Source organism: Micrococcus sp., assembly GCF_030523875.1.
Lineage (GTDB): Bacteria > Actinomycetota > Actinomycetes > Actinomycetales > Micrococcaceae > Micrococcus.
This window is the reverse complement of the sequence record NZ_JAUNHR010000146.1, coordinates 1-2,619: the sequence shown is the minus strand read 5'-3', so window position 1 is coordinate 2,619 and position 2,619 is coordinate 1. Positions and strand designations below refer to the sequence as shown.

Here is a 2,619-nt window from a genome sequence, read left to right as displayed (position 1 = left end):
CTCCCGCCTGGTCCCGCCCGCCTAGAATGGACCGCGGCTGGCGGTGGCCCCCGTACGCCACCCGCCCGGAAGCCTGACCCGAATGAGGAGCACTCGTGAGCGAGCCGAACAACATCCTGCTGACCGTCGACGGACAGATGCGGGAGGTGACCCACGGCATCACCGGCACCGAGCTCTTCGCAGACCAGCCCACCACGGTGGTGATGCGCGTGGACGGGCGGCTCTGGGACCTCTCCCGCGAGCTGCACGGCGGCGAGTCCGTGGAGTCCGTGGACCTCACCGAGCCGGACGGCCTGGACGTGCTGCGCCACTCCACCGCCCACGTCATGGCCCAGGCGGTGCAGCAGCTGCGCCCGGACGCCAAGCTCGGCATCGGCCCGTTCATCACGGACGGCTTCTACTTCGACTTCGACGTGGCCGAGCCCTTCACCCCGGAGGACCTCAAGCAGCTCGAGAAGATGATGCAGCGCATCGTCAAGTCGGGTCAGACCTTCCGCCGCCGCGTGGTGACCGAGGACGAGGCCCGCGCCGAGATGGCCGACGAGCCCTACAAGCTCGAGCTGCTGGGCAAGAAGGACGACGCCGAGACCGCCGGCGAGGGCGCCTCCGTGGAGGTCGGCGCCGGCGAGATCACCATCTACGACAACGTGGACCGCAAGTCCGGCGACGCCGTGTGGTGCGACCTCTGCCGCGGCCCGCACCTGCCCAGCACCAAGCTGATCGGAAACGGCTTCGCGCTCACCCGCTCCGCGGCCGCCTACTGGCTGGGCAGCGAGAAGAACACGCAGCTGCAGCGCATCTACGGCACCGCGTGGGCCTCCAAGGAGGACCTCAAGGCCTATCAGGAGCGCCTGGCCGAGGCCGAGCGCCGCGACCACCGCAAGCTCGGCGCCGAGATGGACCTGTTCTCTTTCCCGGACGAGCTCGGCTCGGGCCTGCCCGTCTTCCACCCGCGCGGCGGCATCATCCGCAAGACCATGGAGGACTACTCGCGCCGCCGCCACGAGGAGGCCGGCTACGAGTTCGTCTACACCCCGCACATCACCAAGCAGCACCTCTACGAGGTCTCCGGCCACCTCGACTGGTACGCCGACGGCATGTTCCCGCCCATGCAGATCGACGAGCAGCGCGACCCGGAGACCGGGCAGATCACCAAGCAGGGCCAGAACTACTACCTCAAGCCCATGAACTGCCCGATGCACAACCTGGTGTTCCGCTCCCGCGGCCGCTCCTACCGCGAGCTGCCGCTGCGCCTGTTCGAGTTCGGCCAGGTGTACCGCTACGAGAAGTCCGGCGTGGTCCACGGCCTCACCCGCGTGCGCGGCATGACCCAGGACGACGCCCACATCTACTGCACCCGCGAGCAGATGAAGGAGGAGCTCACCACCACGCTGAACTTCGTCCTGGCCCTGCTCAAGGACTACGGCCTGGACGACTTCTACCTCGAGCTCTCCACGAAGGACCCGGAGAAGTCGGTGGGCTCGGACGAGATCTGGGAGGAGGCCACCCGCACCCTCGCCGAGGTCGCCGAGGCCTCCGGGCTGCAGCTGGTCCCGGATCCGGGCGGAGCCGCCTTCTACGGCCCGAAGATCTCCGTGCAGGCCCGCGACGCGATCGGCCGCACCTGGCAGATGTCCACCATCCAGCTGGACTTCAACCTGCCCGAGCGCTTCGACCTCGAGTACCAGGCCGCGGACGGCACCCGCCAGCGCCCGGTGATGATCCACCGGGCCCTGTTCGGCTCGATCGAGCGCTTCCTCGGCGTGCTCACCGAGCACTACGCGGGCGCCTTCCCGGCGTGGCTGGCCCCCGAGCAGGTCGTGGCCATCCCCGTGGCCGAGGCGTTCGAGGACTACCTGGGCGACGTCGTCGCGAAGCTGCGGGCCGAGGGGATCCGGGCGCGCCTGGACGACTCCTCGGACCGCTTCCCGAAGAAGATCCGCTCCGCGTCCAAGGAGAAGGTGCCCTTCGTGCTGATCGCCGGCGGCGAGGACGCCGAGGCGGGTGCAGTCTCCTTCCGCTTCCGGGACGGCACGCAGGACAACGGCGTGCCGGTGGACGAGGCCGTCGCGCGCATCGTGAAGGCGGTGCGGGACCGCGAGGTGACGCCGTGACCGGTCGGCCCGCCCCCGGCGCCCGCGCCGACGACCCCGCCGGGTCCCCGTACGGGGACCCGGCGGGGGACGCCGCGGCGACGGACGACTTCGCCCTGCCGGGCGTCCCGGACCCGTTCGAGAGGCTCTGGAACCCGCACCGGATGGCCTACATCCAGGCCGGCCCGGACCAGGTCAAAGACGAGCACACGTGCCCGTTCTGCGCGGCCCCGTCCCGCGACGACGAGTCCTCCCTGATCGTCCACCGCGGCGCCACGTGCTTCGTGATCCTCAACCTGTACCCGTACAACCCGGGCCACCTCCTGGTGTGCCCGTACCGCCACATCCCCATGTACACCGACGCCACCGCGGAGGAGACGCAGGAGATGGCGGAGCTGGCGCAGACCGCGATGATCGCGTTCGAGACGGCCACGCGCCCCAAGGGCTACAACCTGGGCATGAACCAGGGCGTGGCCGGGGGCGCGGGGATCGCGGCGTTCTATACGCCGACCGGGTTCGGCACCGC

General features: G+C 70.1%; 2 protein-coding genes. Both read left to right on the top strand.

Translation table 11 applies throughout. The annotated features are described in order from the left end of the window. Positions 1–95: 95 nt before the first annotated feature. Complete coding sequence (gene thrS, locus Q4D18_RS11525; RefSeq protein ID WP_303128542.1) at positions 96–2,114, top strand: threonine--tRNA ligase; 2,019 nt, start codon at positions 96–98, stop codon at positions 2,112–2,114. Positions 2,115–2,209: 95 nt separating this feature from the next. Continuing rightward, a partial coding sequence (locus Q4D18_RS11520; RefSeq protein ID WP_303128545.1) for an HIT domain-containing protein occupies positions 2,210–2,619 on the top strand: 410 nt, incomplete at its 3' end.